The following is a 19,852-nucleotide window of genomic DNA, read 5'->3' as shown; positions in this document are numbered from 1 at the left end:
GGAGTACAACTATATGAAGAACAAATAATGATAAATAAAATGAGAACAGTAAACAAATTGGCAAAAGAACTAAACATGGAAGTAGTAAATTGTCAGAATGTAAATTAATTCTGTCATTGGCAAGGAGGAGGCTTCACGACTGAAGCAATCTTTCAATTACTAAAAACAACGAACTATGCATTTCGCACAAAACCTGAAATTCTTACGAAAACGCCGCAGGAAATCGCAAATGGACCTGGCAACAGAGCTTGGATTAACGCGCACTACCCTTTCGGGCTACGAGAAAAATGTGCAGCCGCCTTTTCCGGTGCTTATAAAAATGTCGGAGTATTTTAATGTATCGCTTGATGCGTTGATTAAATACCGGCTGGAAGTTTTGTCGGAAGAACAACTTTCGCAGATCGAAAAAGGATTTGATGTGGATGTTACCGGAAGAAAGCTTCGGCTTCTGACGATCTCGGTAGATAAAGAGGGCAAAGAAAACATTGAAATGGTTCCGGTAAAAGCACAGGCCGGTTATACTAACAGTTACGGCGATCTGGATTTTATTGCGTCGCTGCCCAAGTTCAAGCTTCCGTTTTTGCCGGAAGATAAAACGTATCGCACTTTCCAAATTCTGGGCGATTCGATGTTGCCCATAAAAGAAGGCTCGTGGGTAACCTGTTCGTTTACAGAAGACTGGAGCAGCATAAAAGATGGCAAAGCCTGCATTATTGTAACACGAGATGAAGGCATGGTTTTCAAACTGGTTTACAAACGTTTAGAGGACAAAAAGTTTTTACTGGTTTCGTTAAACCGAAATTATTCGCCTTACGAAATTCCGGTTTCGCAAGTGGTAGAGATCTGGCAATTTGAAACCGTAAACAGCTTTGAGGTAGAAAGCGATTAGGGCTTTAAACTAAAAAGTGTATTTTCAGTCAAAATCAAAATAAACCAAAATTTCCACCATGAAATCTCAAATCTTTCTATTTTCTCTTCTTTTTCTTTTTGCTGTTTCAACGAGCAAAGCACAACCCAAGGCCGAAGATAACTGGATGCAATGGCGCGGCCCACTGGGTAACGGCGTGGCTGTAAAAGCAAATCCCCCGGTTGATTTCAGCGAAACCAAAAACCTGAAATGGAAAACCTCAATACCCGGCAGAGGAAACGCCACCCCAATTGTTTACGAGGACAAAATCATAATTTTAACAGCTGTTCCAACTGATTCATCTATCGATCCGCAAGTGTCACCCAACGTAGAACATAACTTTAACGTAATTCTGGTGAACCGAAACGATGGTAGTATTATCTGGGAGAAAACTGTCGCCACAGATCTTCCTCAGGGCAAAATACATGAATTAAGCAGCTGGGCCTCGAATTCACCCTGTACCGACGGCGAAATGATTTATGCCTACTTCGGTTCGTTTGGACTCTACTGCCTTGATTTTGACGGGAATATTATCTGGAAACGCGATTTTGGCACCATGGAAAAGCGCATGAACTTTGGCGATGGTGCGTCGCCGTACCTTTACAAAGACCGGCTTTTTATACAATGGGACCACGAAGGTGACTCATGGATATATTGTGTTGATAAAAAAAACGGGAACGACATTTGGAAAATGGAACGCGACGAACCCACCAGCTGGTCGACACCTTTTGTTGTAGAAGCAAACGGAAAAACCCAGGTAATAACCAGTGCAACAACGGGAATTCGGAGCTACGATTATGAGAATGGAAACGTTTTATGGTCGTCAACCGGAATGACTGGCAATGTAATTCCGGTACCAATGGTTGAAAATAACATGCTGTATGTAACGAGTGGCTTTAGAGGAGCAGCTTTGCAGGCAATTGATTTGACAAAAGCCAGTGGCGACATCACCGGAACTGACGCAATAATATGGGAATACAACCAGGATACACCCTATACACCATGTGCTCTGCTCATGGATGGAAAACTTTATTTTTTGCGTGCAAACAATGGAGTTATAACCTGTTTGGATGCCAAAGACGGAAGCGTAAATTACTCCAAAGAAAGACTGGAAGGAATAAGCACTATTTTCTCATCTCCTTCCGGGGCCGATGGTAAAATTTACATTGCCGCTAAAGGAATCTGTTTAGTTATTAAAGCTGGTGAGATTTTTGAAATCCTGGCTTCAAACAAACTGGATGACGATTTTCACGCGTCGCCTGTTTTTGTTGATAAACAACTTATTTTAAGAGGATTTGAAAGTTTATATTGTTTTGAAGAATAATTAATTGTCTCTTATATAAAAATGGCTGGAACCAGAATTGATTGGTTCCAGCCATTTTATTTTACAATTCATCAATACTTTCAATTGTTTACAGAAAAACCACTCTACCACAAACACATCAAAAAGCCTGCCTTCGTATTTCACGAAAACAGGCTTATGCGTTATAACCTTTCCTCTTAAAACCAATTATGATACTTTAATTTCAACGGGCTCTTTCTCAAGTGCTTCTTCTTTTTTCGGAAGTTCGATGTTCAAAATTCCATTTTCAAATTTCGCGCTAATCTTTTCTGCATCAACCGATTTTGGCAAACGGTATTTCTTCTCGAAATTTTTGGCGCCAAACTCGCGGTGTGCATATTTATAAACCTCGTTGTTTTCTTTTTCTTCTTTTTCAACCTTAACAGTCAATACATTTTTGTGAACATTCAACTGAAGATCTTCTTTTACAAAACCTGGCAACAATACTTCAATTTTGAATTCTTTTTCTGTTTCAAAAACATTGGTTGCCGGCGATGTACCACAGGTATTTACATAGTTTTCGTGGTAATCATTTCTCAGGAAATTGTTGAATAATTCATCAACTAAAGTTCTGTTTACATTGTAACGTGGGTTTTCAAATCTTACTAAATTCATGACTTTTCCTCCTAATATTTTTAATTCTGTTGTTAAAATTTTGTTTTCAAATTACTGCATGCCATAAATCAATTCCTGTTCCAACAAACTTTTCCTACCGGTCTTGTCATTTCTGAGCCCTCAAGTAATGCCATATTGACTGCTTTTGTAATTGCAGCATGCAAATATGGCAGAGTACATGGTTTAATGGATATATAACCAACAGTAATCAAAGCTGAAAATATTGTTACCTTTGCGCAAAATTTTTCCAGAAATGAGGATCGATATCATAACAGTTTTGCCCGAAATTATTGAAAGTCCGTTTAAACATTCTATTATAAAACGCGCGCAGGATAAAGCATTGGCAGAAATACATATTCATAATTTACGCGATTTTTCGGAAGACAAACACCGACGAGTTGACGACTATTCGTTTGGCAAGGGTGCAGGCATGGTAATGGCCATTCAACCCATTGAAAAAGCTATTGAAACATTAAAAGCCGAACGCGATTATGATGAGATAATTTTCACTACACCCGACGGAGGAGTTTTTGATCAGCAGGAAGCCAATAAACTCTCGCTAAAGAAAAATTTAATCATTCTTTGCGGACATTACAAAGGAATTGATCAGCGAATCAGAGACACTTATATCACCAAGGAAATTTCGGTGGGCGATTTTGTACTAACCGGTGGCGAATTGGCCGCTGCAATAATAACGGATGCAATTGTTCGCCTTTTGCCCGGAGTGCTTTCCGACGAAACATCGGCTCTTACTGACTCGTTCCAGGATCACCTGTTAAGCCCACCGGTTTATACACGTCCGGCAGAATATAAAGGCATGAAAGTGCCCGAAGTTTTGCTTAGTGGAAACGACAAACTGGTTGACGATTGGAAACACGACCAGGCCATTGAGCGTACTAAAAAGTTACGCCCCGACCTTTACAAAAAGTATCTGGGAGAAGAATAATCAATGAGCGATACAACAACCAACACAATCGAATTAATTAAGAAACCCTCGAAACAAACAACTGCTAAAACAATACTAATAATTGGTGTTTTTCATGGCGAAGAACCTCAAGGCGAATATGTGATCAAGAGATATCTCGAGAGCGCTAACTTTGAAAATGTCACTAACCACTTGAATTTTATTCCCTGCTTAAATCCATGGGGGAAAGAACGCGGTGTACGTGGAAACCATAATGGAGTTGATCTGAACCGCAACTATCCAACAAAAAACTGGATTGAAACGGAAAAAGATGAATTTTACTCGGGAACACATGCCGGTTCGGAACTTATAACCCGGCAGATGACCGAATTATTGAAAGAATTAAAACCCGACATCATTCTTACATTGCATGCCCCGTTAAAATGCGTAAACTACGATGGCCCGGCAAAAGTACTGGCTGAGAAAATAGCTGAATTCTGTGAATATCCGGTAATTGCAGATTTGGGTTACCCTACTCCGGGATCATTTGGAACTTACTGCGGAGTTGAGCGTAATATCCCAACAATTACACTTGAATACGACGATAAAGAAGATTACGAAAGTATTTATCGTAAAACGGAAAAGATTTTTGACTGGCTGGCCGTTTATTAGTTGACAGTATCAGTAAACAGTTTTCAGCAATTCCGGCTCTTTATATTCAGTTTTTTCAAAACCTTCTGCAGATTCCGCGATAGGCGCAGTACTCACACTTTTTGTCGTGTTCGGTTTGTGCAAACTCGTTTTCTTCCGAAAAGATCTCTGAAACCAATCCGGCCAACTCCTCCTCAAATTCTTCAGCTACTTCGTCAAAGAAAAAGTCTTTGTAATTCATTTTTACCGCTGCCGTAAAATTCTCGGAAAATAAACTGCGCAACGGATAAATGGCCGCCTGAATTTCTGCTGCATTGGTTTCCGTGGCTAATCCCCACGAATAAATCAAAGCCTGCAAAATCTCCTTTTTGGGATCTTTCGCATCACGTACAAAAAGATCTTCAACTTTCGAAAATCTGGTTGTCTTTACGTTACCGGTTTTATAATCGAGCACGCGGGTTATGCCATCAGCACGGTCAACCCGGTCGATCATACCTCCAACACATATTTTATTCTCGCCGGCATTTATCCATCGTTTGTAGCGCTGCTCCAAACTAACAACAGTAAATGGAGCCATTTCTTTGTCAATTTTTAAGAGCTGACGTAAATAGGTTATGGCATTTTCGAAAATCAGCAAAGTTTTCCCCTCCAGCTTTATTTCGCCTTTAAGTGGAAGTTTCTTTTTCAAATAATGTATGGCAATTTGTTTGGTCACCTCATTCTCCAGCCAAACACGGTCTTTCTGAATTTTCTCGATATTACTTTTCTCAACGACTCTACCTATATACGGCTTGTACAACTCTTCCAGCGTATCGTGAAAAATATTCCCAAAAACAACACCGTCAATCTCTTCTTTTACCTCTTCCGGCTCGGGCAAGCGCACTACATATTGATAGTAAAATTTCAACTTACAGTTCAGGTAAGTATTAATGGCACTTGGCGAAAGCGGATGATCCTCTGAATTATTAGCCAGCAATTTCGCCACTATGTCTTTCGAGCTTTTTATGCGAATTTCCTCAACCGGATCATTAGAAAACGAAAAATCGAGATTCAACATTGCCGGTTTATGCACCGAATCGTATTGCAATTGGTAACCGTAACGACTGAGTTCACCTGTTCCCATTCCCTCTTTCACCACGCTGTAAGTGGCAGTTATATTTTTTGCGCGCTGAATAAGCCGATAGAAATAATAGGCATACATAGCATCCTGCTCATCGATGCCCGGCAAGCCAAACCCTAAACGAATATTAAACGGGATAAACGACGGAGCGGTGAATTTTCGCGGCCATTTATTTTCGTTGAGTCCGAGAATGATCAGATTTTCAAAATCCAAACAACGTGTTTCCAGAATTCCCATTACCTGCATTCCACTCAGTGGTTCGCCTTCAAAAGCCACAGAAACCTGTCCAAGATATTGCGAAAACAATCGAAAATAAACAGCCTCACTAATTTCGCGCTGTTGCTCACTCAATACATCATCAACAACTGTTTTTAGTTTTTCAATGGCTTGATAAATGGAATAGATCAATTCCAGAAGCATTGCATTGTCAATCTCAGAATCTTTTAAATGACCATAAAATGCAGCCAATACATCTAAAAAGTACGAACTGTAATCCGCTGTTTTTTCGGGCAGGGTAAATATCTGTTGGTGCAATGGAGAGAAATCAATATCGGCAAGCGGCACCGTAATTCGGTTATAATTTTTCAACTGATTAATGTATGCTTTGCAAGCATCGGTTTCGGTCTCACCCAACAACTGATGATTCAAAACATCGGTTACATAACGGTAATAGGCCACGAAATTATCGCCTTCTTTTCGTTTGTTTTTCAGCAAAGTTACCAGCAACATTAAAAAGCCGTAAACCACCGAATTTCGTACCGAATACCCCATGGTAACATTTACCTTGTCGATATTTGCAGGCACCGCTCCCAGCGCCGAAAACAACAAACTTTCATCGGCCAGAACTATCGCCGTATTGTCAAACTCTTTTTTGTACGATTTTTTTGTTTCATCCAGAAAATTCGGAATCTGCTGTGCCTGCCCGTAAACCGACGAAACTGCCACCATTTTCATGTTTTTCCAATGGTTAAACTGCGTAGTATCCAATTCAAAATCGTCGGGTTGTGGAAATTCCACCAGGTTTGTTCGCAGGAAATGACCGGCTTCATTTTGCTGATCGTTGAGATATGACTCATCGTAATCCCAAAGAAATTCCGCCTTCCCTAAGGCTTGCAGATGTTTAAAAAATCGTTTTTCGCAGGCATTCAGTGCATTCAACCCTATGATATAATATTTTTTGTACGGGAAACTTTTTTCATTATCATCAAGATTTTCAGCCACTTCCCGATCCTGCATTCCGGGGTAAGCCAATTGCTTTTCGGCCAGTTGCTTTTTAAAATCCTGGTAAACAGGATACAGTTTATCCCAAATCGATATGTATTTTTCCTTGAACCCTTTTTTGTCAACCACAGCCATACTTCCCCAGAACTGCTCCAGCGCCTTTTTCTGCTCATCGGTGAGGTAATCAAAAACCGATTCGATTTCTTTTAAATCAGAAACGTTGGTAAAGAGGTCTTTTGCATTTACCAGGTAGCGATCGATGTCGTTAAAATCGGCCAGCAGAATTTCGCCCCAAAAGTAAAATTCATCAAAGGTTTCAGTGGTCTTCGTGTGTTTCAGGAATACATCGTAAAGCAAAGAAATCAGCTGCAGTTTCTCACCTTTTTGCATGGTCGAATACGATGCCATCAATTCATTTATCGTGGTTGTATTGGGGCCAATCGCCGCTCCATCAACCGTTTTCTGCAGATAATGAGTAAAAAATACGCCGGCTCTTCGGTTCGGAAAAACCACACACAAATCTTTTAACTCGTTTTGATGTTTTTGATAAATAAATTTAGCGCATTGCGAGAGAAATCTTTCCATACTTCAGTTATCGTTCAGGGCTTAAAGTTCATAGTTTAGCGTGAATAAACAAGAAATTGATGCAATAAAATTTTCTTAAAATGAACTACCTCGCAGCAGAGCTGACGAGGTATCAGAATAAGCTAAGTTGCTGAACATGCAGTTTCTGATATTCCTTTTGTCTTCCTTGTGCTTGTACATATCTTTGAATTGTATCTTCATCACCATGAGCTCCAACCGAACTAACATAAAACCCTTTTGTCCAAAATTCTCCTCCCCACAGTTGCTGCCTGACTTTTGGATGAAGCTTGAAAATTTGTTTCGCTGTAATACTTTTTACTGTCTGAATGATTCTAGTTGGGCTCAACATTGGAACACTTTGTATCAAAAAATGAACGTGGTCGTTATCTGTACCAATCTCAATAAAAAGAATTTCAAAACGCTTCGAGATTTCAATACATATTTGTTTCAAACTTTCATCAACCTCTTTGTCAAAAACGACTCGCCTGTACTTAGCTGGACATACAAAATGGTAAAGAAGTACGGAAACATTATGACTCTTATGAATAAATTCGCTCACATAACAAATTTAAAATTATTTTCGAAGCAGAGCTTCGGGGAACTAACCCCGCTGAGATTAGAGCTTTCGTTATAACCTGGGTGTATAAATCATTCTATCGCAATATGAAAAAAATAGCGCTATCACTTTTATCAATTCTTTTAGCAGTTCCACTATTTGCACAAGATCGCATAACCGGCCTCACGTTTGCCACCCGCAGCGAGGTAATCGCACAAAACGGGATGGCATGTACCAGCCAGCCTTTGGCCACGCAAGCGGCAATTGACATTTTAAAAGCCGGCGGAAATGCCATTGATGCAGCCATTGCTGCCAACGCTGTTTTGGGGCTGGTTGAACCCACCGGAAACGGCATGGGCGGCGATTTGTTTGCCATTGTTTGGGATGCTAAAACAAAAAAACTATACGGCTTAAATGCCAGCGGGCGCTCGCCTTATGAATTAACGCTCGATTATTTCAAGCAAAATGGTTATGAAAAAATACCGTCGTACGGACTACTGCCAATTTCAGTACCGGGGTGTGTTGACGGCTGGTTTGAGCTACACAATAAATTTGGCAGTCTGCCGATGAAAGAAGTCCTCAACCCCGCCATTTCTTATGCCGAGAATGGATTTCCACTAACTGAACTTATTGCCTACTACTGGGAGCGCAGTACCTTTTTAAGTCAATACCCGGGTTTTGAAGAAATTTTCATGCCCGATGGAAAAGCGCCTAAAAAAGGTGAAATATTTAAGAATCCATACCTCGCCAACACGTTTAAACTAATTGCAGAACAAGGTCGCGATGTATTTTACAAAGGAGAAATAGCCGAGAAGATTGTAAAATATGTGCGCGAACAGGGAGGTTTTTTAAGTATGAAAGACTTTGAAGATCATCATTCAGAATGGGTGGAGCCTATTTCTACCAATTACCGGGGTTACGACGTTTGGGAGCTTCCGCCAAACGGACAGGGAACAGCCGTGCTACAGATGCTGAACATCCTGGAGAACTACGATATTGCAAGCATGGGCTTTGGCTCTCCGGAATACATGCACCTTTTTATTGAAGCCAAAAAACTGGCCTACGAAGACCGCGCGAAATATTATTCCGACATGGATTTCAATAATTTGCCGATTGAAGAACTGATCTCGAAAGCATACGGAAAAGAAAGAGCGGCATTAATCGATGAAAACCGTGCAGCCCGCTCCTATCCTGCCGGCGAGCTGGAACAAGGAAATACGATCTATTTGACGACCGCGGACAAAGATGGCAATATGGTTTCGCTTATTCAAAGTAACTACCGCGGCATGGGTTCGGGAATGACGCCCGGAAAATTGGGTTTTATTCTTCAGGATCGTGGTGAATTGTTTTCATTGGAAGAAGGCCACATGAATGTTTACGAACCGCACAAACGCCCTTTTCATACTATTATTCCGGCATTTATTACAAAAGATGGTGAACCCTACATCAGCTTTGGATTAATGGGCGGTGCCATGCAACCACAGGGACACGTGCAAATTGTTTGCAACCTGATCGATTTTGGCATGAACCTGCAGGAAGCCGGTGATGCACCACGAATCAGCCACGACGGCTCGAGCCAGCCAACAGGTGAAAAAATGAATGACGGCGGTCGCGTTTCGCTAGAGAGTGGCTTTGAATACCAAACCATTCGCGAATTAATGAGCAAAGGACACCGGATTGGATATGCACTTGGCCCGTACGGCGGCTACCAGGCCATTATGTGGGACAAGGGAAACAGAGTGTATTACGGAGCATCCGAATCGAGAAAAGACGGGCAAGCTGCCGGATTTTAAACACCTCCCTTCCATCTTAAATCCATAGTTCCATGCTAAAATATTCCACTAAAGAGAAACACGAAGTTTCACAAAGAAACAGCACAAGCAGATGAGTATGAATTACAATTTATCAGTTTAACAATTTGACAATCCAATTCAATCTTCCATCAATCTCTTAGTAATCTAATTCCAATTTTCCTTTCCGCCTTTTACAAGCAACCAAACCGTAAATGCCATTTCGCCAAATATACTTGGCACAGCCACCAAAGCCAGGAATACTCCGGCCAATTCGGCATAATTGGGCAATAGAAAATGTGCTGCTGTATCAACCATATACATAATTCCGGCAACGGTAAGAAATACTGCAATCCACTTAGGCTTTTTAATAATAGTTGAGAGTAAAATCAGGTGTGCGCAAAAAAAGAATAAACCAATGAGCCAGATTATTTCAAACACATTTACCTGGTACAAAATCTCATTTGCCGAATCCAAATTCAACGTAAGCACCAGTGCAAAAACAGCAACTCCCATAATTGCGGCATGCATCAACCGAAAATAGGTGCTTAAACGTGTAAATTGGTGCTTGCGATATAAATTAAAAAGCCCCCAGGCAACTACCACATCGAATAAGGCGGTGATTAAAAATGCCAATATTCCAAAGCGCACAGCCATATGATTAAGCCGGATCGTTTCAAGCGGGTTTTGTTTGAGAGACTCCAACATAACAAAATTGGCAAATATGGCCGCAAAAAATATGATCAGATAACTGACTCCGGTAATGATCGAGAGTTTTCTTGAGTTCATTTCTATTGTTTATTTAGTTAACAGCGTTTAATTATTGAATAACAACCGGCAGTGCAGCGCAAATGTTTACAAGAAAGGCACAAAAAAAGGTTCCGTTCGAATCAACAAACGGAACCTTCACTATTTGGCTTTATGTATCTACGTCTTATTTACACAGCGGATCGGCACCAATAGTACCAACCAGGTCTTTCAGGTATTGGTTCGACTCAACATATTTCAGGTGCTCTTTAGCCTTCGCAATGCGCCCATCAATATCCATTTCGGCAACCAGCACAGCATTGTTTTCGTTGTTTTTAAATTCCTGCAAGTAAGCAATTTGCTCCACAAGGAATGCCATATCCCTCTCTTGCTTCAGTTTCAGGCGGGCTTTATACCAGTCGCTTTTTAGCACCTCTTCCCTTTCGAAAAGTTTACGCAGCTCCGGATCGCTGATATCTTTGCCTTCGAAATGGCCATAAGCCATAACATGCAGCAACACTTTCAGCGGCGGAATAGCAGATTCAACGCTTCCATCTTCGAAGAATGGCAGCGCGGCACGTTGCATCGCTTCGGTAATGTTGTTTATGCCGTCAACATAATCGTCCATTCCCTGAAGCTCGGGCTTTAACATGCGCTCGTTAAATACCGCCAGCGGCTCGTCGAACAAGCGGTTCATACAACGGAAAGCGAAGTTTTTGGTAATCCGGTAGCCCAAACGGCTGGCCAGTACTTTTTGTCCTTTGTATTCAAAGTCCTCCAGTTTTTCCAAACAGCCATTTTCAATCAGTTTTTTCGGATCGCGATCTTCAGGCACCAAACGTGCCCAAATTTCAGGAATAAGAATACTGATATCGTGGTCAAAACGGTTTTCCGAGCCAATATAACCTGCTGCCGAACTAAATCCCTGGTATTCGGTAAGAATATACGACAACAAGGCGTTGTTCAGGTCGGTGGTTGGCACCAGCATGTTAAACGGCCCTTTGGTTAGCGCTCCTTCCAATCCGGCACCGGTGGTTGATGGCGATTTTCCGGTAATACTTGCCACAAAATCCATAAACAACTCAGGCAGCTCCTGGTAATGAATCGGATTATAAACTGCCAGCGGGCGAATTCCGGCTTTTTTATCGACAGGATTGTTTCTTCGTCCGGGCAATACGGCGTTAACAGGCCAAACCACCGGATCTTTGTCCTTTATTTTTCGGAACAAGCGCACACCAATTTCACCGAGGTACGAGTCTTGTGTTTCCTCCTTAAATATGTTGCGTTGCAGGTAACGAGGGTTCTTTGTTGGCTCGCCGTCCACAATTCTCGGATGCGAAGGTGTAACAAAGTAGTTATCGCTATCGCTTTCAGCCACCTCTTTAATAAAGTTTTTAACCGGTTTGGTATATTTCTCGAAACTAATCGCCTCGTCAATCAGTTCGATAGCATTCTCGCGGGTTAGCGGCTCGTAATTCGTCAGGAAGGTGTTATTATCCACAATTTCCTTTTCTGCTTCCTTATCGTAACCTCTGATTACTGCTTCATCAGGACGCTGAAATAAATAGCTCTCGCAATTGGCAACCAGTTTTACGCTTGGGTTATTGTATTCCGCATTCAAATCCTTCAGGCGGTTTGACGGTACTGTAATAGTTGCCGAAATATCATCCTCAGTTTGAATTTTCATCGACGGTACAAAATCCGAACGCAGTTTATGCAAATACCAGCGTCCTTCTTCGTTAAATCCAATGCGTACATAACTGGCTACAATCGGGTTGTGTTTGTATCGCAACACATTTCCGGGGCGGCCATTTACTATTTCAACATTAAATAATTCGCGCCATTTTAATCCTCTCTCTTCATTACCGCGGTAGTGGCGTTTAACAAAAAAGGCCAGTGTGCGAACATTGTCGGGCAAATCTTTCAGAAATTTATTGTATTCGTCGCTGTACTGATCGGATGGCGTTAATAATTTCACAGCCGATCCCAACGTACGTTCTTTGCTCAGGAACGAACGCGACGGATCGGCATCGGGGCGCACCTCTTTCCATCGGTTCGAATAATCTTTGTTAATGATTTCATCCACCATGTTTTCAACCTGCTCCAGGTTTTCGATATAAAACGAACCATATTTAATGGCATTTTGCATCGATTTTGAGATCTCGGATTTTCCACCTCCGGAAACCGTGCTTGGCTTATGGCAGAACATTCCTTCCGGTGCGGTGTCGATAATACGCCACATAGCTTGTGTTGGATGTTTTACCAATTGAAATTTATGCCCGGTAGGATGAACGTAAACTTTATTTGGCGACAGTTTCAGGCTGTAGTCTTTGTTTTTGTATTTCCAGCTTACCGAACTTTTCTCCACATCAATGTCGGCGTTTTCAGGAATGTAAACCACATCCGGATATCTTTTATCGATGGCATAATTTCCTTCCTGTACCTCGATGCGGTTGCCCAGCAGTTTTTTCGCTTCATCGAACGAATAAGGCTGATCGAATTTTTTGGTGAAATTGGTTCCAAAAACACTGTCGCTCATATTTCCGCGCGGGAAAGCAATAGCGCCACCGGCATGTTCTTCTTCAACCAAACCATACAGGTTGGCCGAATAGCTGATTTGTGTTTTTATCTCTTTCTTGGAATACCCGTAATAATTATCGGCAATAAGTGTAACCACTACGCCGCGTTCATCGCGACAGGTTAGTTTAAATGCTGAACCATCGTTGTACAACTCATTCTCATCTTTCCAGCACATGCCGTCGCGCTTCTGGCGCTCCGATGCATCATCATAATGTGGCAAACCAACATCCTTTTTCTTAAGCTTCGTAAGGTGTGGTGCTAAAATTATACATCCGGTGTGGCCGGTCCAGTGCTCAACATCAAGTGCAGCATCGTTTACCGCCAGGTTGGGGTCGCCGGCATTTCCAAAAATGGTTTCAACAAAGTCGAGGTTACTCACCAAACTTCCCGGTGCAAAAAAGCGTACTTCCATACTCTTTTCACTAACTATACCCGGCACTTCAGGGCACACTACGGGACGCAACAGCAACGACACCATCACTTTGGCTTTCTCATCTTGTGCCGATGTAAAAGGCAAAGTCATTAACTCATCAGTAGGTTTTAGTGCGTTATGCAACAGGTGTGCGAAAGTAATTTTCGGCACTTCTTTTTTATCGGCAGGTACCGGAAGTCCGCCACGTACAATATGGAACGTTCCTTTTGTGGTGCGCTTATCTGCAGCAGGATTATTCAAAACTCCTTGCTTTAAACGGTACGAACTCAGTAAATCGCTTTTAAACTCATTGTCGTTTGGTGGCAGACTCAGTTCGCGCGCCATTTTTTTCTGATTCAGCACCAGTGTATTATTTGGCAAACGATAAGGCTTATCAAATTCAAGCTCTTTTAAGTAATCATCGATAAAATGCTGAATCCGTGCATCGGCCGGAGACATGTGCTCGCTTAGTAAGCGCGATTTTTCGCGGAAACTTTTTACCAGGCCTTCGGTTAATACCTGAAATTTTGAATTGGCGTATTTTGTGCCCGAGTCTGAATCATCATTAAACGTTGGCTGACCTAAGGAAGCCAACTGCAAATTAATGTAATGAATCATATCGCGGCGATCTCTTCTCGTTTGTTTTGAGGAAGCGGATTTTTTATTCATAATAATTATATTTCTAGTTCTTAAACAAAAATACAGAATTGAAGTTTAATCAATCGATTGAAATTTCAGAATTAACCATAAAACAGCAATTCTTTATTGTTTTGTTAACCCAAAGGTGACATATTATGTCAAAATGTAAAAGGTTAACTTTTCATGCGATATACGTGACTTTTCTGTCAATGTTACCCTTATGATATGTATCATAGGTGCTTATGAATTGTAAAATAATTTCAGAAATATCTTTGAGCATTTATTGAATAATATCGCCAGGAAAACCAAGTCGAATTATAAATTTATGATCCCCTTAATCATTGCTGATTATTGCTAACAACTCGTTCTAATATACAATTAGCATACTCCAAAAATTTAAAAATAGTATAATTTCTAACCCGGGCTTTCGTCCGGGTTTTTTATTGCTTTTTATTTTGAACACTTCCCCGGTTTAACTGTAATTAGTATTTTAACCGCAAATATTAATTTGAAAGAAAAAAATGAAGCTCATATCGTGGAATGTAAACGGAATTCGTGCCGTTACCAAAAAGAATTTTTTTGAAGATTTTAAACAATTGGATGCCGACATATTTTGCCTGCAGGAAACCAAAGCGCAGGATGACCAGGTTGCTGAAACACTGGCGCCAATTAGCGGCTATCATATTTATTCCAATTCGGCCGAAAAGAAAGGTTACTCCGGCACGGCAATCCTTTCGAAGTCGGAACCGCTAAGCGTTTCGCGCGACATGGGAATTGATGATCACGATACCGAAGGACGTGTTTTATGTCTGGAATATGAAACGTTTTATTTGGTAAATGTGTATGTACCCAACTCGGGCAGCGAATTAAAACGTTTGGATTACCGGCAGGAATGGGATCTGGCCTTTTTCAACTACCTGAAAGAACGGGAAAAAGCGAAACCGGTTGTGGTGTGTGGCGATTTTAACGTAGCCCACCGCCCTATTGATTTGGCACGGCCAAAGCCAAACTACAATAAATCGGCCGGCTTTATGCAGGAAGAGATCGACGGGATGGACCGCTTTACACAAGGTGGGCTGGTTGATACCTTTCGCCATTTTTACCCCGATGTTACCGATAAATATTCGTGGTGGAGCTACCGGGCCGGAGCGCGCGGCAAAAACGTAGGCTGGAGAATCGATTATTTCCTCGTTTCCGAAAACTTCATTCCACAAGTACAAAAAGCATACATTCTGAACGAAGTTATGGGCTCCGACCATTGTCCGGTGGCCATTGAAATTGCCGGTTAATTAGCAAAGCATAAAATATTTTTCAGCGGATGAGTTTTAATTCATCCGCTGTTTTTATATAAAAACGCCCTACTTTTGCGGTTTTAAATCTGATAAATTGAGTTTCGATCCACATACTACCAATTTACCCATCGTTGATGTAATCCACGAGGTAAAGCAGCACCTTCAAGAAGAAAATACCTTAATCGTACACGCACCTCCCGGAGCCGGAAAAAGCACCGTTATTCCACTTGTACTATTGGAAGAATGCTGGCTAAAAGGACAAAAAATTATCATGCTTGAACCGCGCCGTCTGGCTGCCAAAACTATTGCTACCCGCCTGGCCGAACTTTTAGGTGAGCCGGTGGGAAAACGGGTTGGTTACCGCATTCGTTTTGATAACTGTGTATGCGAATCCACCCAATTGGAAGTAGTTACCGAGGGCATTTTAACGCGTATGCTGCAAAGCGACAATGCATTGGAAGGCATAGGCATGGTTATTTTCGATGAGTTTCACGAGCGCAGTCTCTTTGCCGATGTAGCTTTGGCGCTTTCGCGCGAGGCACAGCAGATTTTACGCCCTGATTTGCGCATCATGATTATGTCGGCAACACTAAATATGCCACAACTTACACAGCTGCTTAGTGCACCGTCGGTGGTTAGTGAAGGACGTCAGTATCCTGTTGAAATTCATTATGAAGGCGATAACGACCTAAAGCTTCTTCCTGAATTAACCAGCCGCGTAATTACAAAAGCAGTTGAAAAACATGATGGCGATATTCTGGTGTTTCTTCCCGGCGAAGGAGAAATAAAAAACACCGAAGCAATTCTTCGAAATAAACACAAAGGAATTGCTATTCATCCGCTCTACGGACAGCTACCGCCACACAAACAGTTTGCCGCAATAATGCCCAGCCGCGATGGACGGCGTAAAATTATTCTTGCTACATCCATCGCCGAGACCAGCTTAACCATTGAAGGCGTAAAAGTTGTTGTTGACTGCGGTTTTAGCCGTACGCTGAAATTCAATCCCAACACAGGATTGTCGCGACTTGAAACGGCAGAAATAACCTTGGATTCGGCCGATCAGCGGGCCGGACGAGCAGGCCGGCTTGGCCCCGGCGTTTGTTATCGCATGTGGACAAAAGCAACGCATCATCGCCTGAATAAACACCGCACACCGGAAATTGAAGAAGCTGATCTGGCCTCGCTGGTACTTGAAATGGCCAAATGGGGAGTTGACGATATTAATAAATTGACCTGGCTCACTCCCCCGCCAAAAGGTCACGTTCTGCAAGCTAATGAATTGCTGGAACAACTGGATGCCATCGCTGATGGAACAATTACAGCGCACGGAAAAGCAATTCATCATCTGCCTTGTCATCCCCGACTGGCACACATGTTACTTCTGGCACAAAACGATAATTTTACAGCACTGGCCTGCGATATTGCGGCCATTTTGGAAGAACGCGATCCGTTGAACCGCGATGCCGGAATAGACATAAATTTACGTATTGAAGCTTTGCGCCGTTACCGTACCGGAACATTAAAAAACAAACGGTTGAAACACATTGCAAAAATTTCTGCGCAATACCAGAAAATGCTCAATATTGATGAAGACAATTCAACTACTGATCCGTTTGAAACCGGTTTATTGCTGGCTTATGCCTACCCTCAACGCATTGCTCACGCCACTCCCGGCAACAATGCCCAATTTAAACTGGCTAACGGAAATATTGCGGCTGCCGGGCACGAAGACGACCTGGCGCATGAAGACTGGCTGTCGATCGCAAGTGTAAATGCCCGCGATGGAGTTGGCCGTATATTTCTGGCATCGCCACTAAATCCTCGTGATCTTGCTCCGATGGTTAAAACGGTTGAATCCATCAGCTGGGATACAAAAAGAGGCGGTTTTTCTGCTTTTTCGGAATTACGAATTGGCAGCATTATTCTTCAACAAAAACCATTGCAAAACTATAATATCGACCAGAAAATAAAGGCGATTTCTGATGTCCTAAAAAAAGAAGGTGCCTGGCTGCTCGATTTTAATCAGGAAGTGGAACAATGGCAAAACCGCATCAATAGTTTACGATTATGGGATGCATCAAATAATTGGCCCGATGTTAGTACAAGTCATCTTCTTGCCACAAACTACGAATGGCTTTCGCCTTACCTTAACGAGGTAAAAAAGCCGGAAGACCTGAAAAAAATCGATTTGAAAAAAGTGCTGCAAAATTATCTGCCTTACGAATTGCAGCAACTATTGGATAAGCTCGCACCGGAGCGGCTGCAGGTTCCCAGCGGATCGAACATTAAGCTTAAATATGCTTCAAACGGCGAATCACCGATTTTGGCCGTTCGCTTACAGGAAGTATTTGGTTTGCTCGACACGCCAACCGTTAACAATGGAAAGGTAAAAATTCTGCTGCATCTTCTGTCGCCAGGCTTTAAGCCTGTTCAGGTAACCGATGATTTGAACAGCTTTTGGAATACTACCTATTTCGAAGTAAAAAAGGAATTGAAAGCACGGTATCCGAAACACCACTGGCCGGATAATCCGTTGGAAGCTGAGCCGGTGCGTGGTGTAAAACGGAAAAACAACTCATAAGAATAATCGGGAAAAAGCAATCGCATAGATATAAACGAAAAGAGGCTGTTCAAAGGAGCAAGCCTCTTTTTAAACCAAATTGACCCCAAATGCCGCATATAAATTTGTTATTTTCCGTTTCTACTGTGTTGAAAAATTATAACGTAGCTCGGCTATGCTATAATTTTTCGCCTTGTACAAACGGAAAATAACCGGCATATCCAATACGGCATTTTATAATCAAATTGGTATTACTTTTCAGAAGCGCCGAAAATGATTATCCAGCCTTTCTTTTTAACCGCCTTGCCAAAGCATGTATTCGCCTTATGCCCTCCAGTACTTCCGATTCAAAACGATAAATATCAATACGGTTTTCATCGCTTACCGATAATCTTTCAACCAGGTATAACCGAACGTCCTGAAGTTCTTTTTTAAACTGTTCTTTGGCCAGTGTATCATCTGCTGAAATATCATCTTCGGTGTAAAATTGTACTGCCATAAAAAAAGCTTCAAGCGCCAATTTATGAACAACTGCTATGCGCTGCACCGTATCGCTGCTTACTTCAAAGCTTTTTTCTATCCGATGTTGTGCGGCTTCAACTAACGATGTAGTAACCACATCGGCTGCCGATTCCATCACATTTACAGCCTCAATCTGCCGCTCAAGAATATGGCTTTGATTTTTACTTATCGACTGGCTTTGTATGATTTGCAGAAAAGTTAAAATTTCGGCATGTCCCCTATCTATAAATGTATCTTTATAACGCAGCTCAACCAATTCGTGCTCTTTTCCGGTTAAGGCCATCGGAACACCTGCTTTTAATATTTCAAGTACGCTTTCTCCCAGTTTGGCAATGGAAGTTTGCGATAAATCCAAAGCAAGATTAACATCTTCTAAATAAAATTGGTGTAACTCCGGAAATAGTCTTTCCTCTTTCTTTTTCTTCTCGGGAACCAACCAAACCACGAGTTTTGAAATGGGTGTTACCAGCCAGATAAACAGAAAAGTATTGGCCAAATTAAAAATGGTATGCGCATTTGCCACCTGTCGTGCTTCACTACCTGGAGAAATGGCATCGACCAAATGAGCCAATTGAGGAATAAAGGCATACCAAAGTACAACTCCAATAACCTTAAAGAGAACGTGCGAAACAGCCACCCGCACTGCCGCCTTCGGTTTGCCCAATGCCGATAAAATTGCCGTAACACAGGTACCAATATTGGCACCCATAATAATGGCGATGGCCGGTTCAATAGCTATTAATCCCTGCGAAGCCATAATAATTACAATTCCGGTGGTTGCCGAAGAACTTTGTACCAATGCCGTAAATAACGCCCCAATCAATATTCCGTAAAGGTAATTATCGAGGCCTTCCATGAGGTCTAAAAAAGGTTCGTAGCTTTTTAACGGCGCGGTTGCATCGCTCATCACGCTCATTCCCAGAAAAACCAAACCGAGGCCAAGAATAATTGTACCTACATTTTTAACCACTTTATTTTTAAATAGAAACCCGGCCAAAAATCCGCCGGCAATCATTATCCACGAGGCTTTTGTAATTTTAAAAGCAATAATCTGTGCTGTGATAGTGGTACCAACGTTGGCCCCCAAAATAATTCCAAGTGTGCTTTGAAAAGAGATTAAACCTGCAGAGACAAATCCCACAGCCAAAACTGTGGTTACCGACGAAGATTGTATAACTGCTGTAATTCCGGTTCCTGCCACCAGCGAAGTCCAGCGGTTACGTGTCATTCCTTGTAAGAACGACTTCATTTTGCTTCCGGCGGCAGCTTTTAAGCCGTCGGTCATTACATTCATCCCATGCAGGAACAATGCCAGTCCGCCCAATAAAAGTATAATCTGTGTGGTAAAATTCATACTAAATCTTTCGCCTAATTTAAAAAACTTATATTACTCTTCTATAAATCAT

The 19,852-nt window shown here is 41.8% G+C and carries 13 protein-coding genes; 7 read left to right on the top strand and 6 right to left on the bottom strand.

Annotated elements, in window-relative coordinates; all coding sequences use genetic code 11:
* Window positions 1-175 precede the first annotated feature (175 nt).
* On the top strand, window positions 176-889 hold the full coding sequence (locus tag BMW53_RS14525) for an XRE family transcriptional regulator (protein WP_074780857.1): 714 nt from the start codon (window positions 176-178) through the stop codon (window positions 887-889).
* Window positions 890-947: 58 nt separating this feature from the next.
* Entirely contained in the window at window positions 948-2,231 is a 1,284-nt protein-coding gene (locus BMW53_RS14520) for a BamB-related PQQ repeat family beta-propellar protein (RefSeq protein WP_038561935.1), read from the top strand.
* 186 nt (window positions 2,232-2,417) lie between these two features.
* On the opposite strand, the gene BMW53_RS14515 is transcribed toward BMW53_RS14520, so the two are convergent.
* Complete coding sequence (locus tag BMW53_RS14515; RefSeq protein WP_051568017.1) at window positions 2,418-2,864, bottom strand: Hsp20/alpha crystallin family protein; 447 nt, start codon at window positions 2,862-2,864, stop codon at window positions 2,418-2,420.
* A 253-nt stretch (window positions 2,865-3,117) separates the two neighbouring features.
* Between BMW53_RS14515 and trmD the strand changes: the two genes are divergently transcribed.
* Both trmD and BMW53_RS14505 read left to right on the top strand, forming a co-directional pair.
* On the top strand, window positions 3,118-3,810 hold the full coding sequence (gene trmD / locus BMW53_RS14510; RefSeq protein WP_038561932.1) for a tRNA (guanosine(37)-N1)-methyltransferase TrmD: 693 nt from the start codon (window positions 3,118-3,120) through the stop codon (window positions 3,808-3,810).
* A gap of 3 nt (window positions 3,811-3,813) precedes the next feature.
* Entirely contained in the window at window positions 3,814-4,440 is a 627-nt protein-coding gene (locus tag BMW53_RS14505) for a M14 family zinc carboxypeptidase (RefSeq protein WP_051568016.1), read from the top strand.
* A gap of 55 nt (window positions 4,441-4,495) precedes the next feature.
* On the opposite strand, the gene BMW53_RS14500 is transcribed toward BMW53_RS14505, so the two are convergent.
* Together BMW53_RS14500 and tnpA are read right to left on the bottom strand one after the other, a co-directional pair.
* Window positions 4,496-7,345, bottom strand: coding sequence for a PD-(D/E)XK nuclease family protein (locus tag BMW53_RS14500; protein WP_038561929.1), 2,850 nt, complete (start codon window positions 7,343-7,345; stop codon window positions 4,496-4,498).
* 112 nt (window positions 7,346-7,457) lie between these two features.
* Complete coding sequence (tnpA, locus tag BMW53_RS14495; protein ID WP_038561926.1) at window positions 7,458-7,904, bottom strand: IS200/IS605 family transposase; 447 nt, start codon at window positions 7,902-7,904, stop codon at window positions 7,458-7,460.
* Between the two features lie 104 nt (window positions 7,905-8,008).
* Here tnpA and ggt point away from each other — a divergent pair, with 104 nt between their 5' ends.
* Window positions 8,009-9,694, top strand: a complete 1,686-nt coding sequence (gene ggt / locus BMW53_RS14490; protein WP_038561923.1) for a gamma-glutamyltransferase — start codon at window positions 8,009-8,011, stop codon at window positions 9,692-9,694.
* A gap of 165 nt (window positions 9,695-9,859) precedes the next feature.
* Here the strand turns inward: ggt and BMW53_RS14485 are convergent, their stop codons facing one another.
* Entirely contained in the window at window positions 9,860-10,480 is a 621-nt protein-coding gene (locus BMW53_RS14485) for a DUF4386 domain-containing protein (RefSeq protein ID WP_038561920.1), read from the bottom strand.
* Window positions 10,481-10,625: 145 nt separating this feature from the next.
* Window positions 10,626-14,099 carry a PPi-type phosphoenolpyruvate carboxykinase family protein gene (locus BMW53_RS14480; protein ID WP_074780854.1) on the bottom strand — a complete coding sequence of 1,158 codons (3,474 nt, stop codon included), beginning with the start codon at window positions 14,097-14,099 and terminating at the stop codon, window positions 10,626-10,628.
* Between the two features lie 491 nt (window positions 14,100-14,590).
* Here BMW53_RS14480 and BMW53_RS14475 point away from each other — a divergent pair, with 491 nt between their 5' ends.
* Window positions 14,591-15,358 (top strand): exodeoxyribonuclease III, encoded by a 768-nt coding sequence (locus BMW53_RS14475; protein WP_038561914.1) that lies wholly within the window; start codon window positions 14,591-14,593, stop codon window positions 15,356-15,358.
* Between the two features lie 97 nt (window positions 15,359-15,455).
* Window positions 15,456-17,945: an ATP-dependent helicase HrpB gene (gene hrpB, locus BMW53_RS14470; RefSeq protein ID WP_038561911.1), complete on the top strand. Its 2,490-nt coding sequence runs from the start codon at window positions 15,456-15,458 to the stop codon at window positions 17,943-17,945.
* Between the two features lie 256 nt (window positions 17,946-18,201).
* Here the strand turns inward: hrpB and BMW53_RS14465 are convergent, their stop codons facing one another.
* Window positions 18,202-19,800, bottom strand: a complete 1,599-nt coding sequence (locus BMW53_RS14465) for a Na/Pi cotransporter family protein (RefSeq protein WP_038561908.1) — start codon at window positions 19,798-19,800, stop codon at window positions 18,202-18,204.
* Between the last annotated feature and the right edge of the window lie 52 nt (window positions 19,801-19,852).

The organism is Draconibacterium orientale (assembly GCF_900111425.1).
Lineage (GTDB): Bacteria > Bacteroidota > Bacteroidia > Bacteroidales > Prolixibacteraceae > Draconibacterium > Draconibacterium orientale.
Note: the sequence above shows the minus strand (reverse complement) of the source record. Positions and strands in the feature narration are given on the sequence as shown.